We start from the raw sequence: 16372 nt of genomic DNA, 5'->3' as shown, positions 1-16372 counted from the left end.
TATAATCCATTAGCTTTACTATAGCTATTTTTACACTAGTGATAGTGACGTCATACAAAATTAAATACACCCCCCTACTTACAGCGGTATTTTCTAATCAGGATTGGTTGGAATAATCAGAGAGGCTTGCAGATGATAAAATCAATAAAAAAAACAATTCCTATATTCTTAATTGGTTTTTTAATGTTCTCGTTCTCTGTGTCTGCAGAGCTTCCGGATTTTACCAAATTAGTTGAAGAGCACAGTGCTGCTGTAGTCAATATTAGTACCAAGAAAACCGCCAAATCGGCAAAAAAGTTTCCGCAGGAGCTCTTCGGAGAAGGTGAGAGAAATGAAATGCTCGATGAGCTTATGAAGCGTTTTCTCGATAAAGATGGTGGCGGTTTCCCTAATGACAACGACACAAGTTCTCTAGGATCAGGGTTTATCGTTTCAAAAGATGGTTATGTCGTGACCAACTATCACGTGATAGCAGAAGCAGATGAAATTATTGTAAAGCTAAATGATCGAAGAGAATTATCTGCCAAATTGGTGGGGAGTGACAAACGTAGTGATGTTGCCTTACTTAAAATTGAAGCAGACAATTTGCCGGTACTGGAAACCGGAAGTTCTGAGGATTTAAAAGTAGGGGAATGGGTTATTGCCATCGGCTCACCTTTTGGTTTTGACCATAGTGTCACGGCGGGTATTGTTAGTGCTAAAGGTAGAAGTCTTCCGTCTGAGAACTATGTTCCTTTTATTCAAACAGATGTGGCAATCAATCCGGGAAATTCCGGTGGGCCATTATTTAATCTTAAAGGAAAAGTCGTAGGGATTAACTCGCAAATATTTAGTCGAACTGGTGGCTTTATGGGGGTTTCATTTGCTATTCCAGTAGATGTTGCTAAACGCGTCATCGAACAATTAAAAGAAAATGGCAAAGTTTCAAGAGGCTGGTTGGGTGTTTACATTCAGGAAGTCACGCGTGAATTGGCTTTATCCTTTGGCTTAAGCAGTCCAAGAGGCGCATTGATCGTAGAAGTTATCAAAGATGGGCCTGCAATGGGTGTGCTTAAACAAGGTGATATTGTTTTAGAATTTAATGGCAAGAAAATTAAAAACGCATCTGCTTTGCCCGTGATAGTTGGCTCAACAGAGCTAAATAAAGACGTTGAGATAACTGTGCGAAGGGGTGGAAAAACAGAGGTGTTAACGCTTCAGTTGTCAGAATTACCTTCTGATGATTTAGCCAAAGCTCCTGTGAAGAAAGAGTCAAAACCTAAGAAAATTGATAACTTTATGGGTATGGAGTTATCGAATCTGGATGATACGGCCAAGGAATCACTTGATGTTGAAAATGGTGTAATGGTTAAACGCGTTATTAAAGACCCAGCTAGAAGTGCAGGGGTGGAGCGCGGAGATATCTTGTTGATGTTCAATGGCGAAAATATCGATGATCTTGAGCATTTTCACGAGCTGACCGAAAATATTGAAGAGGGTAAGACCTATGCACTATTGGTGCTAAGATCTGGAGCAGCCAGATTTTTGGCGATTAAAATAGATAAGAAATAAAAAGTCTAATAAAAACATACTTAAACTAAGCGTATTGCTAATATCAAAATGTCCATACTCTCTAAAGAATTAATAGTGTATTATCGCGATGGCTGCCACCTGTGTGATCAAGCAACAGACTCTTTAATTACTCTACAACAAGAGTTGGGGTATGAAATTAAGCAGATTGATATCGATAATGATCCTCAGGTAACGGAGGTGATGCGTAAGCAATATCATGCTGACATTCCAGTGATAACCTACCAAGATGAGGTGATTTTTTATCATTTTTTTGATGAAATTGCCGTAAGACAAGCACTAGCAAAGAATTCATAATGGCTTTAGCAAATCAGAATATTCGTAACTTTTCCATAATCGCCCATATCGACCATGGTAAATCAACCATCTCAGACCGCTTCATTCAGGTTTGTGAAGGATTAACTGAGCGTGAAATGGATAATCAGGTTCTTGATTCGATGGATATCGAGCGTGAGCGTGGTATTACAATCAAAGCGCAAAGTGTTTCGCTGGACTTTAAATCGAAAGACGGCGAAACGTATCATCTGAATTTTATTGATACGCCTGGCCATGTGGATTTCTCTTATGAGGTTTCTCGCTCCTTATCTGCTTGTGAAGGCGCATTATTAGTCGTCGATGCATCTCAAGGTGTTGAAGCGCAAAGTGTGGCTAATTGTTATACTGCGATCGATCTTGATTTGGAAGTCGTTCCGGTTCTAAATAAAATTGATTTACCTGCTGCTGATGTATTTCGTGTATCTCAGGAAATCGAAGAGATTATTGGTATCGACGCGACTGATGCTATTCATGTCAGTGGTAAAACAGGCATCGGTATTGAAGACCTGTTAGAGCAATTAGTGGAACGAATTCCTCCGCCACAAGGTGATCCTGAAGCGCCACTTAAAGCTTTAATTATAGATTCCTGGTTTGATAATTATCTCGGTGTTGTTTCATTAGTCAGAGTCATTGACGGTAAGATTGGCAAAAAATCTAAAGTCATGCCAATGTCAACTAAGGCAGAATACCAAGTAGATAATGTTGGCATATTTACACCTAAACGCGTTGAAAAAAATGAATTGGTTGCTGGTGAAGTAGGTTATGTCATTGCAGGCATCAAAGATATTGAAGCAGCTAAAGTAGGTGATACGTTCACAACTGTCAAAAATCCGGCAGAAAAACCTTTGGATGGGTTTAAAGAAATTCAACCTCGTGTCTTTGCCGGTATGTTTCCTGTCAGTGCAGATGATTACGAAAATTTGCGTGATGCTTTGGATAAGTTGCATTTAAATGATGCATCTTTACATTATGAGCCAGAAACATCACAGGCACTTGGTTTTGGTTTTCGCCTTGGTTTCCTCGGTATGTTGCATATGGAAATTGTTCAGGAACGCCTCGAACGTGAATATGACCTGGATTTGATTACCACAGCACCATCAGTAGTTTACGAAGTGGAAACGACTAAAGGCGAAACAATTAGTATTCATAATCCGGCTGAATTACCAGCGGTTAACTATATTGAAGAAATACGCGAACCAATCATTCGTGGCACTATCATGGTGCCACAAGAATACGTGGGTAATGTGATTTCCCTCTGTATTGAGAAGCGTGGTATTCAGAAAGAAATGAAGTACTTAGGTAACCAAGTTACGCTTGATTATCTTTTACCGCTCAGTGAGGTCGTGTTGGATTTCTTTGATCGCCTCAAATCAGTCAGCCGAGGTTATGCTTCTTTTGACTATGAACTCGATCACTTTGAACCAGCTCCTCTAGTTAAAGTGGATATTTTGATTAATGGTGAGCCGGTAGATGCATTGTCGATTATCGTACATAAAGATTTTTCTCAGTCGCGCGGAAGAGTATTAGTAGAACGAATGCGTGAAGTAATTCAGCGTCAGATGTTTGATGTTGCGATTCAAGCAGCTATAGGCGGGAATATTATTGCGCGTTCCAATGTGAAGGCTTTACGTAAAAATGTTACAGCCAAGTGTTATGGTGGTGATGTTTCTCGTAAAAGAAAATTATTAGAAAAACAGAAGGCTGGTAAAAAACGAATGAAACAAGTGGGGAATGTAGAGATACCTCAAGAAGCATTTTTAGCAGTTCTTAAACGAGATGAAAATTGATGGGCGTTCATCTTAATTTAGAAGTAATTCTAGTTTGTCTTACCTTATTTACAGGAATAGTTTTACTTTATTATTTTTTTGCACCTAAAAAAGACGATGAAAGTGGGGAGGTGCCTTTACTACTTGATTATTCAAGGTCATTTTTCCCAATTTTATTGATTGTTATTGTTGTGCGATCATTTGTGGCAGAACCTTTTCGTATTCCCTCTGGTTCCATGATTCCAACCTTGGAAATCGGCGATTTCATTTTGGTAAAGAAATATGCGTATGGGGTGAGACTTCCTATTACGTATAAGAAAATATTAGATATAGGCGAGCCAGAGCGCGGCGATGTAGTTGTTTTTCGTTACCCTCCTGATCCAAAAATCAATTATATTAAAAGACTAATCGGTCTACCCGGCGATAAAATCCGTTGGACTGCAGATAAGAAAATTATCATAAACGATAAGCCCGTTATCTATGAAAATGATGGTGAGTATCTAACCAAGGACAGGATCGGAAGAGATATAAACGTCAGCCAATTAAAAGAGTTTTTACCTGTTAATAATTCAGCAAACAAATCGGAGGAAAACTCCGTCGAACATAAATTAATAAACTTTCCTGGTTTTTCTCAAGCTGGAGAATGGCAAGTTCCTGAAGGTCACTACTTTATGATGGGGGATAACAGAGATAATAGTAGCGATAGTCGGTTCTGGAAGTTTGTTCCCGAGCAAAATTTAGTGGGTAAGGCTTCATTTGTCTGGATGCATTGGGATTGGTCAGACGGTGGCGATGGTTTTAAAGGTTCTCGTATCGGTGCTTCTGTCGATTAATTTCTCTGTAGTTAAATTGTTAAGCTTAGCTTCACTATGTTTATGTCATATTATCTTCGAATAAAGTTGTAATTCTAAAGAGATAATAAAATGAAAATTAATAAAAATAAGCAACGTGGTGCAACAATGGTTTCTTGGTTGTTAGCAGCTGGAGTTGCAATATTATTAGCTAGTGCGGTTGTTAAAGTAGCACCTTATTATGTGGAATTTAATAGTGTGAAAGGTTTGATGAAGAATATAGCTTCGGAGCCAGGAATTAAAAATGCAGATAAAAGAGTCATTTACTCCAAAGTTGAAAAATATTTAAATTTAAATAATTTAAGAAGCCTAGAATATAGTTATTATGGTAGCAAAGATAAATCAAAGAGAATTAAGAACCCATTTACATTAACCAAGTTAAAAAAAGGTAACAATAGAAAAGTACTTACTGTTACTTATGATGTTCCGGAAAACTGGTTTTATAATTTAAATTTTTTAATCAAGTTTAAACATTCTGTGATATTGGGTGAGCCTGATGCGAAAGTCGATATTGATTCAAATGATTTAAAAGCTAGTCGTGAGAGAGAAAAATTAAATCTTAACTAAACTATGTTTTAGTTCTACTTAAGAGTGCGTGATAAGATAAATATCATTTTTTTGTATAAATCTGATATTTATGAGATCAAAACTTATAGACCTTTTAGGTCATAAACACATGGCAACTGATTGCTTTGTGCAATCGTTGACCCACAGAAGTGCTAATAATACACATAACGAGCGGATGGAGTTTTTGGGTGATAGCGTTTTAGGCGTTATTATTACGCATGAGCTGTATGTAAGAATGCCTCGTGCTTCTGAAGGTTATCTATCTCGCCTTCGCGCTTCTTTAGTGAATGAAAATACTTTAGCTGAAATCGCTAACGAGTTATCGTTGGGCGATTTTTTGCGTTTGGGCGCAGGGGAATTAAAGAGTGGGGGATTTAGGCGAAAGTCTATTTTATCTGATACTCTGGAAGCTGTTATTGCCAGTGTCTATCTTGAAAAGGGTATTGAGGAAGCTAAACGTTTTGTATTGAAAATATATACTAACCGTTTTGATGAACTACCTTCTGAAGATTCGTTGAAAGATCCGAAAAGTCGCCTGCAAGAACTTTTGCAATCTCGTAAATTAGAAATCCCAAGTTATGCTTTGATAGATACAAGTGGTGATGACCATCGTCAGGTATTTACGGCAGAGTGTATTATAGAATCTCTGGATATTGAGACCAAAGGGATATCAAGTTCCAGACGGAAAGCAGAGCAACAAGCTGCTCAAAATGCATATGATATTGTGAAAGAACTATTCTCTAAGAAAAAGGAAAAAACCAAGTGAGTCGTGAAGTGATAAATCCTGTAGATACGCAATGTGGAACCGTGTCTATTATAGGTCGTCCAAATGTTGGCAAATCCACGCTACTTAATCATTTGGTCGGTTATAAAATCTCTGCTATCGCAAATAAGCCTCAAACCACGAGAACTAATATTCGCGGGATTGTGACAGAGGTACAAGGCGACACTCATCCCGGTTACCAAATCATATTTACAGATACTCCAGGTATCCATTTAAATTCTAAAAACCTACTCAATAGAACATTGAATAGTGAGGCCGTTGCTGCTGTAGAAGATGTGGATGCTATTATTTTTATCGTTGAAGCGCTGAAGTGGACAGAAGAAGATGATTTTGTCATCAGCCGACTAAAGCATACAACTAAACCGGTGTTACTTTTAATCAATAAAGTGGATCGTATCAAAGAGAAAGAAAGACTCTTTGAGTTCTTGCAAATGGTGTCTAAAAAAAGAGATTTTGCCGAATTGATTCCAGTATCTGCGGCGAAAGGGATCAATACCGATATTGTTATTGAATCATTGCTAAAAGTAATACCAAAGTCTGAGTTTATCTACCCTGAAGATTATATTACCGATAAATCAGTGCGCTTCATCTGTGGAGAATTAATTCGCGAACAGTTGGTGCTCAATTTACACGAAGAGTTACCTTACACCACAGCTGTTGAAATTGAGAGATACGAAGAGACTGACGACTTGGTAACAATTGAAGTGGTTATTTGGACGGATAGGAAAAATCAGAAAGGCATCATCATTGGTAAAAAAGGAGAAACCTTAAAGCGTATTGGCCAGGGAGCTCGTCGGTCACTGGAAGAGTTTTTGATGAAAAAAGTAATGCTCAAACAATGGGTCAAAGTTGAAGAAAACTGGCAAAACAACCCAAGGCATTTAAACGAATTAGGTATTATTTCTAATCGTGAATTATAACCAGTATTTCTCAAATACTGATTTCTAAGTATTTGAAATGCAAAAATCCTTTGGTTATGTATTAAATAGGCGCCCATTTCGTGATACTAGTTTATTGCTCGATATATTCACGGAAGATTATGGGCGTATCTGTTGTGTCGCTCGACCCGCAAAAAAACGCGGTAAAATTGTTAAAGGAAATACTGAACCATTCAGATATCTTCATTTGCAATGGATAGGTAAAGGCGACGTTCAGACCTTGGTCGAAGCTGATGAACGTGGCCGACATGAGATTCCTCCCTCAGAATTGATGATGGGACTTTATTTGAATGAACTCCTGTTATTGCTCACTCAACAACATATGCCTCAGAATGAGCTTTTTTCAGCTTATAAATACACATTGCATAAACTCGGTGATACTCAAATAAACCGTCAAATACTGATGCGATTTGAAGTATATATGTTACATATCATGGGTTTTCCAATTGATAATATCGAATTATCAGAGGAAGCGATTAAGCAGAATGTTAAGTATTCGTTCTCCTCTGCAGAAGGCATTACAGAAATAGATATGAATTATCCCGTAAGTTCAGATATCCCGATTATTCATGCCCAATTACTTCATCAAATAAAAGATATGCAATCAATGGACGTCAAGTATTGGGCAGAGTTGAGGCCCTTTTTAGATAAGGTAATTTCTAGCTTATCTCCTCGAGTCATAAATACGCGTAAATTATTGAAACTATAGCAATAAGAGAAATACTGAAAACATTCACCCTTTGAAGGATTTAACCTATAATTCAACACAAATAAGCGTAGACGAATCGATAGCTTTGACTTTGTCGTGTCTCATCTTATATAAGCGTATAGAAAAAAGTTAAAAAAAACTTAGATTAAATAAAAGAAGGAATGTGATGCAGGATAAGGCAATACACGAAGAATTAGAGCTTGGGGTAAATATCGATCATATCGCAACGTTACGACAGGCTAGAGGAACAGCGTATCCTGATATATTAGAGGCGGCTTTTTTAGTAGAAGAAGCAGGCGCTCATGCGATTACTATTCATTTAAGAGAAGATCGCCGTCATATTCAGGATCAAGATGTCTACGATATCCGCAAACAGATAAATGTCCGCATGAATCTAGAGCTTGCTGCAACCGATGAAATGGTTGGTATTGCTTGTGACGTTAACCCTGAAGATGCATGTATTGTACCTGAAAAGCGAGAGGAGCTAACTACTGAAGGCGGTCTGGATATCATTGGACAATTTGATCGTATTCAAAAATGTACTAAAACATTATCAGAACAAGGAATCCGTGTTTCATTATTCATCGAACCTGATATCGAGCAGATTAAACGTGTTAATGATGTGGGTGCCCCTGTTATCGAACTGCACACAGGAACCTATGCAAATGCGCAAGGTGATGCACAAGCTCGTGAGTTTGATCGGATTGTTGAAGCAGCAGAATTTGCTCACTCACTTGGTATACAAGTCAATGCAGGTCATGGATTAGATTATTCGAATACAACCGTGATCGCTAAAATTCCCGAGATTAGAGAATTAAACATCGGGCATTCCATTGTCTCGCGTGCAGTCTTTGTGGGTATTAGTCGAGCAACCCGTCAAATGCTACAAATCATGCGAGAAGCAAGAGATTTAGGTTAAATAGTCTTACACGTATGGGAATTATAGGTATAGGTACAGATATCGTTCAAACCAAACGAATCAAACGATTGATGGATAAGTTTCCGACCGGGTTTATAGAGCGAATTCTGCATGAAAACGAATTAGAGGTTTATAAGGAGTTTAAAAACCCTGTTTCGTATGTCGCAAGGCGTTTTGCCGCAAAGGAGGCAGTATCCAAAGCTTTGGGTACAGGTATCGCTGGCGGGGTGTCATTTCATGATATTGAAATTAGCAACACCAAAGATGGTCAGCCAGTATTAACGCTTTATGGGGAAACATTAGCCATTGCCAACAAGCTCGGTGTAAAGAAGCACCATATTACACTCAGCGATGAGAAAAAATATGCAGTTGCTTATGTTATCTTAGAAAGCTAGATAAACATTAGTTATCGATTAAGACACGTTTAGCTAAGTTAGGCGAACCGAAACCAGATCAGCATTATTATTTAAAATACACCCCCCCACTTATAGGCACTTTTTATTTATACTCCTAGTTTTAACGAGGGGCACAGGGAAACACAGATGGAATATCCAATTATTGAAAGCCTTATTGGCAATACACCGTTGGTAAGACTGCAAAGATTACCTGGCAACACTTCGAATACGATTCTTGCAAAATTAGAAGGGAATAATCCTGCGGGCTCAGTTAAAGACAGAGCGGCTTACAGCATGATTAAGCGTGCAGAAGAGCGTGGTGATATAAAGCCTGGCGATACATTAATTGAAGCGACCAGTGGCAATACAGGCATTGCCTTGGCAATGGTTGCAGCTATGCGTGGTTACAAAATGAAATTGTTGATGCCTGCGAGTCTCAGCGCCGAAAGACGCGCATCAATGAAAGCTTATGGTGCTGAACTCAGATTAGTCACTAAAGAAGAAGGTGGCATGGAAGGCGCACGAGATATAGCCATGCAGATGCAACAGGATGGAGAAGGCCTGTTGCTGAATCAATTTGCCAATCAAGACAATCCTTTAGCGCATTACGAAACCACAGGCCCTGAAATCTGGCGAGATACTCAAGGCGAAGTAACACATTTTGTCAGTGCAATGGGAACAACAGGAACAATTACAGGTACCGGTCGTTATTTGCACGAACAAAATAAAGACGTAAAAATTGTAGGAGTCCGTCCTAAAACGAATGATGAAGAAATTCCTGGAATCAGACGCTGGTCTCCAGAATATATCCCTGAAATATTCGACGCTAGCGTGGTAGATATTGAAATCGACATCACCCAGAAAGAGTCAGAATCCACCATGCTTCGACTGGCTACCGAAGAAGGTATCTTCTGCGGTGTTTCTTCAGGTGGCGCGGTTGCATCTGCCCTAAAATTATCAGAGCAAGTTAGCAATGCCATCATTGTTGCCATAATCTGTGACAGAGGTGATCGATACATATCAACAGGAGTTTTTCCTTCATGAATGTACTGGTATTTGATATAGAGACAGTACCCGATATCGCAGGTGGAAAAATTATCCATGACCTTCAAGGGCTGGATGATGAAAGTACTGCAAAAGCGTTATTTCACTTACGAAAGCAAAAAACAGGCAGTGACTTTCTGCCACTTCATTTGCAAAAAATTGTGGCTATCTCAGTCGTTTATCGTGGTATGGGCGATGATATGGGGCATGAAGTATTGGTCAGAAGTCTGGGTGATGAAAATAGTAGTGAAGCCGATTTACTATCATTGTTCTTTAAAGAAATAGAGCAGCGAACTCCGACGATAGTTTCATGGAATGGCACGGGGTTCGATTTACCCGTGATTCACTACAGAACGTTAAAAAATAAAGTTAGTGCGCCCGGTTACTGGGAAAAGGGGGATAACAATAGTGCGTTTCGTTACGACAACTATCTAAGTCGTTATCACGAGCGTCACACCGATTTAATGGATGTGCTTGCTAGTTATAATCATAATGCGGCGGCATCTTTGCAAGATATTGCGATGCTCTTAGGGTTTCCCGGAAAAATGGGAATGGATGGCTCTGTGGTGTGGGATGAATATCAAAAGGGGAATTTGAGTGGGATTCGCAACTATTGCGAAACAGATGTACTCAACACCTATCTGGTTTATTTGCGTTATCAACTGATGCGCGGAGAGTTGGATAACGATGAATTAGATGCTGAGTACACGCTGTTAAAAGAAAAGTTAGATAACTCTGGCAAAGAACACTTGCTTGAATTTTCAAAATCTTGGAAAAATATTTGAAATGGTAGATGAAACACAATTAGACCTATTAGGCGCTGATACAGAAGATATGGAAGACAAACAGATCGATAGCGAAGAGATAGACGATGAAAGCATCGCTGGCAATAATGGAGATGGCCTTGGTGGGAATGGAGGCTCTGGCAGTGGCGGAGGTTCTTTCGACGATGGTATAGAAAGATTGTCGCTAGAAAAATACACTGAAAAAGCCTATCTCGATTATTCCATGTACGTTATTTTGGATCGAGCTCTGCCCAATATTGGTGATGGTTTAAAACCTGTTCAACGACGTATCGTCTATGCGATGTCGGAGCTGGGCCTATCTGCCGCTTCCAAACATAAAAAATCAGCACGTACCGTTGGTGATGTATTGGGTAAATTTCATCCGCATGGTGATTCCGCCTGTTATGAAGCGATGGTGCTGATGGCTCAGCCATTTTCCTATCGTTATCCATTGGTTGATGGTCAGGGTAACTGGGGTTCGCAGGATGATCCAAAATCCTTCGCTGCTATGCGTTACACCGAATCTCGATTAACACCTTATGCAAAAGTCTTGTTGCAGGAATTAGGGCAGGGAACGGTTGAATGGGCTGACAATTTTGATGGCACTTTAAAAGAACCATCATTATTACCAGCACGTTTACCTAATGTTTTGCTAAATGGTGGTTCAGGAATTGCCGTTGGTATGGCGACCGATATCCCGCCACATAACTTGCGTGAAGTGGTTAATGCCTGTTTGCAATTACTGAAGAAGAAAACCTCTTCCATTGAAGAGCTAAGTGAATTCATCAAAGGGCCTGATTACCCAACGAATGCAGAGATAATCAGTACGCCTGAAGAAATTGCTTCAATATATGAAACGGGCAAAGGAAGCATAAAACAACGTGCAGTCTGGGAAAAAGAAAATGGAGATGTGATCATTACCGCGCTTCCATTCCAGGCTTCTGGCGGCAAAGTTTTAGAGCAAATTGCGCAACAAATGCGTGCAAAGAAATTGCCAATGGTGGCAGATTTACGCGACGAGTCAGATCACGAAAATCCAACGCGATTAGTGATTACACCGCGTTCGAATCGTGTCGATATCGACCAGTTGATGTCACATCTATTTGCCAGTACCGACCTTGAGCGCAATTACCGCGTCAATATGAATATGATCGGTATTGACGGTAAGCCACAAGTTAAAAACCTGAAAGCCGTATTGTCTGAATGGTTAGAATTCCGTCGTGCTACGGTTATCAAGCGAATCGAATGGCGCTTAAACAAAGTTCTTGAACGCTTACACATATTAGAAGGCTTATTAACGGCTCACCTTAATATAGATGAGGTCATCAGAATCATTCGAGAGAATGACGAGCCTAAACCAATCCTGATGGAGCGCTTTTCTCTCAGTGATATTCAGGCAGAAGCAGTACTTAACTTACGCTTACGTAATTTGGCAAAACTGGAAGAATTCCAGATTCGCGCAGAACAAGATGAGTTAATTAAAGAACGTGATGAGCTACAGGGCTTATTGGATTCTCCTAACAAGCTGACGTCATTAATCAAGAAAGAGCTCAAAGAAGACGCAGAGAAATACGGCGATGATCGTCGTTCGCCGATTGTTATACGTGAAGCATCACAAGTTCTTGATGAAAATGCATTAATCCCTTCAGAGCCTGTTACAGTTGTATTGTCACAAATGGGATGGATTCGAGCGGCCAAAGGTCACGATATTGATCCGCATTCCTTGAGCTATAAACAAGGCGATAAATATCAAGCTTCAGCGCAAGGGCGATCAAATCAACAAGTTGTTTTGCTTGATAGTACGGGTCGAAGCTATACGCTAGCAGCCCATACATTACCATCCGCGCGCGGGCAGGGTGATCCACTCAGTGGGCGTTTCAAACCCGCAGAAGGCGCTACTTTCAATTATTCCTTAATGGGAAAAAATGAAGAATATTTCTTGCTAGGAAGCAGTTTCGGTTACGGTTTCATCTGTAAGTTCGAAGACATGCTAAGTCGTGCAAAAGCCGGCAAGGCGACTGTGAGTTTGGGTAATGCAGGTGCAAAAATCATTAACCCTTCGGTAATTAGTGATATCGAAACGGATATGATTGCGGCAGTAACTAGCGAAGGGTATTTATTGATTATTAATGCCCATGAATTACCGCAGCTACCTCGCGGAAAAGGCAATAAAATCATCAATGTGCCGAGCAAGCGCCTTAAAGAAGGCGAAGAAAGTGTAGTGGCGATGATCGCTTTCCCACAAGGTGCTAAATTGATTATTCATGCGGGCAAAAAGCATAAAACAATACAAGGCGCCGAAGTGATTGAATATCAGGCTGAACGCGGTAAGCGGGGTAAACTTTTGCCACAAGGTTATCGTAATGTGAGTCATTTAGAGGCTGAATAGCGCTCGATACAAGTGAGTAGCGCAATACCCATATTGATAGCGATAGATAAATTATGAAGATATTACTGGGCTGGATACTATTTACATCCCTGTTATCTATGGCGATTGTCTTCAAAGCCCCAGATTTTTTGCCTATAGGTGAAAGGTCGGGAGCGATGATAAGCCAATCATCCCAGTTGCAGTTGTTAGACGATTTAATCAGTCAGGATGAAATAGACTCCAAGAAGCTTCAAGAAAGGCAGTTAGCATTAAAACTTCGTTATAAAAACAGTGTGGCAAACGCTCAGCTTGAAACATTGCCAATCACCAGTTTGTTCTTTGCTTTGGTGGGTTTGAATATACTTAATATCGTTTTGATTCTTGTTTTCTTACTATTTATGCGCAAGAAAAAAGATCTGTAAAAAAAGGCCTGTAAGTAGGGGGGTGACTTACAATTTTATTTAGCCTTGTTTTTAATCCTATTTAATAGCGTTTCAACACCTGGATAATCTTCAGGGGTTAACTGGTATTTATTACCCGCATGCCCCCATGATTCTTTGTTAGCTAATGCCAGTTTCAAAGCGGGAATGTCGGTGAAATGATATCCGCCAATGGCATTTACCCCACGCTCAAATAAAATATCAGGAAGGCTACTGCCGCTCGGGCCAATAAGGCTGAACGACTTTGCTTGTTTGCTGTGTGATAACACCTCATCCAGCGTGTAATTGATGAGCGTAGAAGCAGTACACAGAATATGCTGGCAGCTGGTCAGGTCTTTTACATTTTCGGTTAAAACCACACCTGCCTGTAATTCTACGCGACCTGGATTTTTTTCAAGTACGAGTACCTCAATACCTTTTTTGGTCAATCTTTTGATTAACGGTGAGAAGTAACCAATCATGCCGATCCGTTCTCCCTGCCTGGCCTGATCAATTCCAGTACTGGTGTTATTTTTATTGGTTGGAATATAACCCGCTTTATCCATAATAAATTGGCTAACCGCATTGATTGCGCCCAAAGCGATTGCTCTTTCATGCAGTGAATGACTATTAAACTTTTTGATAAGACTCAGTGTGCTCTGGTTTTCGTCTTTGATGTTTGAATAGATGTTTTCCAAGTGGTTTTCCAGTTGAATGAGCGTGTCATCTAAACTGGTATAAAAAGCGCCGGCACTGCCATCTTCTAAAATGACCACACCAAATTCGTCTTTCTTTTTTAGATTCTTATCGATAGTAACGATATCTTTTTTATTGTGTTCTTGATTTGTATTTTCGTAATCGTTATCCGATTGCGGTAAGCAGAAACCTTCAATCTTTGGTAGCTCGATTTGCTGAGCTATGTCTGTGAATAGTTCTATGTATTCGCTGTTAATGTCCATAACAATGTCCGTAAAAAAGAAAACAGAAGTGATAGTAGATTAAGTAAACAGGTATTCGACTATTCAATGTTGTTGTCTCATTTCAGCTATTTTAGTTTTTCGTCTTAACAAAAAAACCGCTGAAAGTAGGGGGGTGTGAATCAGAGTATTTAGATTAGTTGATTAACCAGTTCTGGCAGAATCTCTTCGCAGGATTCTGGAACAACCAGATCAAACATTTCTTCTCCTCGCATTTCGCCTTGATTAATAGCGTATAACGGCAGATTATTTTGATGTGCCCAACGCGGGAATCGAAAACCGGAAAATACTTTCAGTGAGCTGCCAATCACCAATAAACAATCAGCTTCTGCCAAGGTTTTAAAGGCTAGCTCAACGCGTTCTTTAGGTACAATGCCGCCAAAAAAAACAACATCTGGCATCAATGTGCCAGCGCATTTTTCACAAGGTGGAATGTTCACCGTATCGGTCGCATAGTCATCGATATTCGCATCGCCATCAGGCAATGCTTTGCTGCTGATACGTTCAATATAGCTGTTTAACGCGGGATTGGATTCTTCTAATCTTGGTTGATAATCTGCGCGTCTACTGATGTCGTTACAATCCAGACAAATTATTTGATCTATCCGTCCGTGTAAGTCGATAACCTCTTTAGCGCCAGCATTGCTGTGAAGTCTATCAACATTCTGAGTCACAATTTTTGATACACGTCCGCTTTCTTGCAATTGGGTAATAGCCTGATGAGCCGCATTTGGTTTTGCATGCCCCGTAATAATCCAGCCAGCCATGCTTCGTGCCCAATAGCGTTTTCTGAATGATTCCTGGGTTATAAACTCATTATGTTGAATAGGATTTCCGGCCTGCCAATTGCCTTTGTTATCTCGATAGGTAGGAATTCCGGATGGAGCACTAATTCCTGCACCACTGAGTACCCAGATATTGCGTTTGTTTTTTAACGCAGTAATGAGCTGATCAGTGTTTGAATATTGGGTATTCGTGCTTTCTTGAGGCATAAATTAAAATGAGTCTTAATTATTAAAATTATGGAATAAAACAGTCGCTTATACGTCTATAGTATAGAGACAGGTTTAAAAGTATAGAAACATGACTAATTTTATGAAGACTTTTACAACTTTCTGCATATAAAAACAAATTCTAAACGTACATTCTTACAGAATGTTTTGCAGACAGTGATGTTGAATCAACCCTGGTGAATGTTTCTAAAGCCATTTTGATCGCTCAGGTGTTGCTTCAGTCATTTGATATGGGAGTAGGGCTTGACGTATATTCAGGCTTTATCTATACAAAAAATAGGGTATGAAGGCTTTTTTACTTATCGGTAGAGTGAAATGCCATCAATAATAAATACCGAAGCTCGCTTAGATTTAGATACTCAAACAATGAATATTAACCCGTTAGGAGATCGACCATGAAAAAAATAATGACCAGTATTTTAGCTTTAGTATTTTTAACGATAACCAGTTTTTCTACAGTCAATGCGGCTGAAAATGGTTATGGAAAGCAAAAAGTGGTTTACCACATAAATTATGATAATCCGAAACAGCAAAGAGGTGCATTAGTGAATATTCAGAATCATATTAATGCTGTCGGTGCAGAAAATATGGATATTAAAGTAGTTTTGCACGGTAATGGATTGGCGTTATTGTTGGAGCCAGATTCACTCGAAGGTTTACCTAAATTCAAACATGCAAATGCAACGGATAAAATGACCGCCAGAATTGATGGATTAAAAGATCAGGGTGTTGTGTTTAATGTGTGTAACAATACCGTGAAAGGCAGAAAAGTTAGCGTCAGTGATGATTTGTACAACGTTGAAGAGTCGGAGATAGTACCGAGTGGTGTTGCAGAATTATCAAAGCTACAAATGCAAGGTTACACTTACATCAAGCCTTGATTATAAGCGTGATGATTAGCTTGTTTCATCGACTAATGTGATTTGAAGCTGGGTAGTATAACTACTCAGCTT

17 protein-coding genes are annotated in these 16372 nt (G+C 39.6%); 15 read left to right on the top strand and 2 right to left on the bottom strand.

Annotated elements, in window-relative coordinates; all coding sequences use genetic code 11:
* The first annotated feature begins 132 nt into the window (after positions 1-132).
* The 14 genes from EV695_RS13460 to EV695_RS13395 all read left to right on the top strand — a co-directional run bounded on the left by EV695_RS13460 (position 133) and on the right by EV695_RS13395 (position 13432).
* Positions 133-1551, top strand: a complete 1419-nt coding sequence (locus EV695_RS13460; RefSeq protein ID WP_131906503.1) for a Do family serine endopeptidase — start codon at positions 133-135, stop codon at positions 1549-1551.
* Positions 1552-1599: 48 nt separating this feature from the next.
* Complete coding sequence (locus EV695_RS13455; protein WP_131906502.1) at positions 1600-1866, top strand: glutaredoxin family protein; 267 nt, start codon at positions 1600-1602, stop codon at positions 1864-1866.
* Positions 1866-3671 carry a translation elongation factor 4 gene (gene lepA, locus EV695_RS13450; protein WP_131906501.1) on the top strand — a complete coding sequence of 602 codons (1806 nt, stop codon included), beginning with the start codon at positions 1866-1868 and terminating at the stop codon, positions 3669-3671. Before EV695_RS13455 ends, lepA begins: the two co-directional genes overlap by 1 nt.
* Before the next feature lie 182 nt (positions 3672-3853).
* Positions 3854-4483 (top strand): signal peptidase I, encoded by a 630-nt coding sequence (gene lepB, locus EV695_RS13445; protein WP_424273801.1) that lies wholly within the window; start codon positions 3854-3856, stop codon positions 4481-4483.
* Positions 4484-4573: 90 nt separating this feature from the next.
* Complete coding sequence (locus tag EV695_RS13440; protein ID WP_131906499.1) at positions 4574-5068, top strand: DUF4845 domain-containing protein; 495 nt, start codon at positions 4574-4576, stop codon at positions 5066-5068.
* A 70-nt stretch (positions 5069-5138) separates the two neighbouring features.
* Positions 5139-5834, top strand: a complete 696-nt coding sequence (rnc, locus tag EV695_RS13435) for a ribonuclease III (protein ID WP_207907085.1) — start codon at positions 5139-5141, stop codon at positions 5832-5834.
* Positions 5831-6772: a GTPase Era gene (gene era, locus EV695_RS13430; protein WP_243651610.1), complete on the top strand. Its 942-nt coding sequence runs from the start codon at positions 5831-5833 to the stop codon at positions 6770-6772. Before rnc ends, era begins: the two co-directional genes overlap by 4 nt.
* A gap of 37 nt (positions 6773-6809) precedes the next feature.
* The gene (recO, locus tag EV695_RS13425; RefSeq protein WP_131906497.1) at positions 6810-7499 is read left to right on the top strand and encodes a DNA repair protein RecO; all 690 of its coding nucleotides are present in this window, start codon (positions 6810-6812) and stop codon (positions 7497-7499) included.
* Positions 7500-7665: 166 nt separating this feature from the next.
* Positions 7666-8418: a pyridoxine 5'-phosphate synthase gene (gene pdxJ, locus EV695_RS13420; protein WP_131906496.1), complete on the top strand. Its 753-nt coding sequence runs from the start codon at positions 7666-7668 to the stop codon at positions 8416-8418.
* Positions 8419-8432: 14 nt separating this feature from the next.
* Positions 8433-8813, top strand: coding sequence for a holo-ACP synthase (gene acpS, locus EV695_RS13415; protein WP_131906495.1), 381 nt, complete (start codon positions 8433-8435; stop codon positions 8811-8813).
* 147 nt (positions 8814-8960) lie between these two features.
* Entirely contained in the window at positions 8961-9857 is an 897-nt protein-coding gene (gene cysM / locus EV695_RS13410) for a cysteine synthase CysM (protein ID WP_131906494.1), read from the top strand.
* Positions 9854-10642, top strand: a complete 789-nt coding sequence (locus EV695_RS13405; protein ID WP_131906493.1) for a 3'-5' exonuclease — start codon at positions 9854-9856, stop codon at positions 10640-10642. Before cysM ends, EV695_RS13405 begins: the two co-directional genes overlap by 4 nt.
* Positions 10611-13031 carry a DNA topoisomerase IV subunit A gene (gene parC, locus EV695_RS13400; protein WP_243651609.1) on the top strand — a complete coding sequence of 807 codons (2421 nt, stop codon included), beginning with the start codon at positions 10611-10613 and terminating at the stop codon, positions 13029-13031. The genes EV695_RS13405 and parC overlap by 32 nt, the downstream gene beginning before the upstream one ends.
* Positions 13032-13084: 53 nt before the next feature.
* Complete coding sequence (locus EV695_RS13395; protein ID WP_131906492.1) at positions 13085-13432, top strand: hypothetical protein; 348 nt, start codon at positions 13085-13087, stop codon at positions 13430-13432.
* A 35-nt stretch (positions 13433-13467) separates the two neighbouring features.
* Here the strand turns inward: EV695_RS13395 and EV695_RS13390 are convergent, their stop codons facing one another.
* A complete protein-coding gene (locus EV695_RS13390; protein ID WP_131906491.1) occupies positions 13468-14388 on the bottom strand; it encodes a Rossmann-like domain-containing protein in 921 nt (306 codons plus the stop codon).
* Between the two features lie 149 nt (positions 14389-14537).
* Positions 14538-15398 carry an NAD-dependent protein deacetylase gene (locus EV695_RS13385; protein WP_131906490.1) on the bottom strand — a complete coding sequence of 287 codons (861 nt, stop codon included), beginning with the start codon at positions 15396-15398 and terminating at the stop codon, positions 14538-14540.
* A gap of 416 nt (positions 15399-15814) precedes the next feature.
* On the opposite strand from EV695_RS13385, the gene EV695_RS13380 reads away from it, so the two are divergent.
* Positions 15815-16300: a DsrE family protein gene (locus EV695_RS13380; protein WP_131906489.1), complete on the top strand. Its 486-nt coding sequence runs from the start codon at positions 15815-15817 to the stop codon at positions 16298-16300.
* Positions 16301-16372: the final 72 nt, after the last annotated feature.

It is taken from the genome of Cocleimonas flava (genome assembly GCF_004339015.1).
Classification (GTDB): Bacteria; Pseudomonadota; Gammaproteobacteria; order Thiotrichales; family Thiotrichaceae; genus Cocleimonas; species Cocleimonas flava.
Note: the sequence above shows the minus strand (reverse complement) of the source record. Positions and strands in the feature narration are given on the sequence as shown.

What these genes read in the sequence shown, in the direction of transcription:
- EV695_RS13460 (WP_131906503.1), top strand. Translation starts at nt 133, where the DNA reads ATGATAAAATCAATAAAAAAAACAATTCCTATATTCTTAATTGGTTTT.
- EV695_RS13455 (WP_131906502.1), top strand. Translation starts at nt 1,600, where the DNA reads ATGTCCATACTCTCTAAAGAATTAATAGTGTATTATCGCGATGGCTGC.
- lepA (WP_131906501.1), top strand. Translation starts at nt 1,866, where the DNA reads ATGGCTTTAGCAAATCAGAATATTCGTAACTTTTCCATAATCGCCCAT.
- EV695_RS13440 (WP_131906499.1), top strand. Translation starts at nt 4,574, where the DNA reads ATGAAAATTAATAAAAATAAGCAACGTGGTGCAACAATGGTTTCTTGG.
- rnc (WP_207907085.1), top strand. Translation starts at nt 5,139, where the DNA reads ATGAGATCAAAACTTATAGACCTTTTAGGTCATAAACACATGGCAACT.
- recO (WP_131906497.1), top strand. Translation starts at nt 6,810, where the DNA reads ATGCAAAAATCCTTTGGTTATGTATTAAATAGGCGCCCATTTCGTGAT.
- pdxJ (WP_131906496.1), top strand. Translation starts at nt 7,666, where the DNA reads ATGCAGGATAAGGCAATACACGAAGAATTAGAGCTTGGGGTAAATATC.
- acpS (WP_131906495.1), top strand. Translation starts at nt 8,433, where the DNA reads ATGGGAATTATAGGTATAGGTACAGATATCGTTCAAACCAAACGAATC.
- cysM (WP_131906494.1), top strand. Translation starts at nt 8,961, where the DNA reads ATGGAATATCCAATTATTGAAAGCCTTATTGGCAATACACCGTTGGTA.
- EV695_RS13405 (WP_131906493.1), top strand. Translation starts at nt 9,854, where the DNA reads ATGAATGTACTGGTATTTGATATAGAGACAGTACCCGATATCGCAGGT.
- EV695_RS13395 (WP_131906492.1), top strand. Translation starts at nt 13,085, where the DNA reads ATGAAGATATTACTGGGCTGGATACTATTTACATCCCTGTTATCTATG.
- EV695_RS13390 (WP_131906491.1), bottom strand. Translation starts at nt 14,388, where the DNA reads ATGGACATTAACAGCGAATACATAGAACTATTCACAGACATAGCTCAG.
- EV695_RS13385 (WP_131906490.1), bottom strand. Translation starts at nt 15,398, where the DNA reads ATGCCTCAAGAAAGCACGAATACCCAATATTCAAACACTGATCAGCTC.
- EV695_RS13380 (WP_131906489.1), top strand. Translation starts at nt 15,815, where the DNA reads ATGAAAAAAATAATGACCAGTATTTTAGCTTTAGTATTTTTAACGATA.